This window comes from Collinsella sp. SGI.184 (assembly GCF_050313415.1).
Lineage (GTDB): Bacteria > Actinomycetota > Coriobacteriia > Coriobacteriales > Coriobacteriaceae > Collinsella.
The window spans coordinates 1-1,638 of record NZ_JBNPLJ010000037.1 but is presented as its reverse complement, the minus strand read 5'-3'; the positions used below and the strand labels follow the sequence as shown (position 1 = coordinate 1,638).

General features: G+C 71.6%; 1 protein-coding gene. It reads right to left on the bottom strand.

Going from position 1 to position 1,638, the window contains the following annotated elements; genetic code table 11:
• Positions 1–227: 227 nt before the first annotated feature.
• Entirely contained in the window at positions 228–1,520 is a 1,293-nt protein-coding gene (locus tag ACQRAJ_RS08695) for an IS30 family transposase (protein WP_427748377.1), read from the bottom strand.
• Positions 1,521–1,638 lie beyond the last annotated feature (118 nt).

The following is a 1,638-nucleotide window of genomic DNA, read 5'->3' as shown; positions in this document are numbered from 1 at the left end:
GGTTGATTTCCGATCTCAACCGAACACATTGAGCTGATGGCACGCTCCCGCAGTTAACCGAACGTCCCCGCGGCCCCTCTCGGGCCCCGGGGGCGCCGTTTTCCCAGTTGAAGGAATGGTGGAGATGTGTTTCGATGGGTCCGGTGGCCATGCTCCGCCCGCCGCCCGGCACCTCTTCCCAGACTCAGCCGGACGGTCGGTCCGTCTATTCCGTTTTTTCTCCTAGGCTAGGCCAGCGGGGCATCGCCCCTCTCTGCGCGCGCCCTCTCGATGAGCCCCGGCGTCAGGTCGAGTTCCCCGATGGGCACGTCCCCCACGCCGTAGGCGTCCAGCAGCGCCGCCGCGTCCTCCCCGAGCATCGCCCTGAAGGCGCGCGCGGGCGTCGCGAAGCCGAGCGCGCCGCGGGGCTCGGAGTTCACGTGCGACATGGCCAGCGCCAGGTCGGCCGGGGCGAGCCGGTCGAACCTGATTCCGGCGCCCTTGGGCAGCAGCTTCCTGATCTCGACGTGGTTGCGCTCGCAGGCGCCCTTCTGGTCGCTGCGCCTGGGGTCGCAGTAGAACAGCCTCGTCTCGCCCGGCCCCTCGCCGAGCAGCGCCGCGATCGCCGCCTCGTCGGAGAACTCGGCGCCGTTGTCGGTGAGGACGGCGCGGAACACGCGGCGCGTCCCGTCGGCGCCGAGGACGGCCCGGACGCCCTCCAGGGCGCCCGCGACGCACCCGGCGGTCTTCTCCTCCAGCGGCAGCGCGAGCTGGAGCCTGCTGGGGCGGTGCAGCAGCGTGAGCAGGCAGGCGGAGTCCTCCCGGGCCCCCTCGACGGTGTCCATCTCCCAGGCCGCGGCGCACGCGTCCTCCCCGAGGGCGAGGAACGCGGCATGCGACCTGCGGGCGGAGTGGCGGGTCGCCGCCCGGCCCGCGGCGCGCTTCCTCGGCCTGTAGCCGACCTTGCGCCTGAGCTCCATGTTGGTCATGCCGTCGTAGCCCGCCGAGACCCAGCGGTAGATGGTCGACGGCGACAGGTCCACCGGGCCGCCGTTGCGCGCCGCCATCTGCTCGGGCGACAGCCCCCGGCGCAGGCAGTCCCTTATCGCCTCCAGCCTGGCCGCCGCGGCAGGCTCGTCGGCGTCTATCCCGCGCCTGGACGAGACGAGGACCGAGTCGGCGCACAGCTGCGCGGCCCGGGCCTCGTAGAAGACGTGGGGGCGGCGCTTGCAGCCGATCGCGCGGTACCGGCCGCAGCCGTTGCAGCATCGCGGCCACGCCGCCAGGCGCGGGCAGGCCGCCGACAGGTCGGCGGAGGCGTCCACGCGCTCGCCGCGCCTGGCCTTCGGCGCCGTCACGAACCTGTGCGACGCCACCTCGGCGCTCACCGTCGAGGGCGACCTGCCCAGCTCCCTCGCGATCTCCCTGCACGACGCCCTGCGCTCCAGCATCCTCTGGACCGTGTCCCGCTCGTGCCTCGTGAGCCTTCCGTAGGCCCTCGGGACCGCCCTTGCGGAGCCACTTTTCTTCTTTCCGGACATGCCGTCCTCCGATCTCCCGGGGCCGGCCGATCCGGCCCTCAGTGTATCGGGTTCCCACATTCATCCGCACATGTACGGATGAATGTGGGAGGTGTTCGGATAAAGTTGATAATCAAGG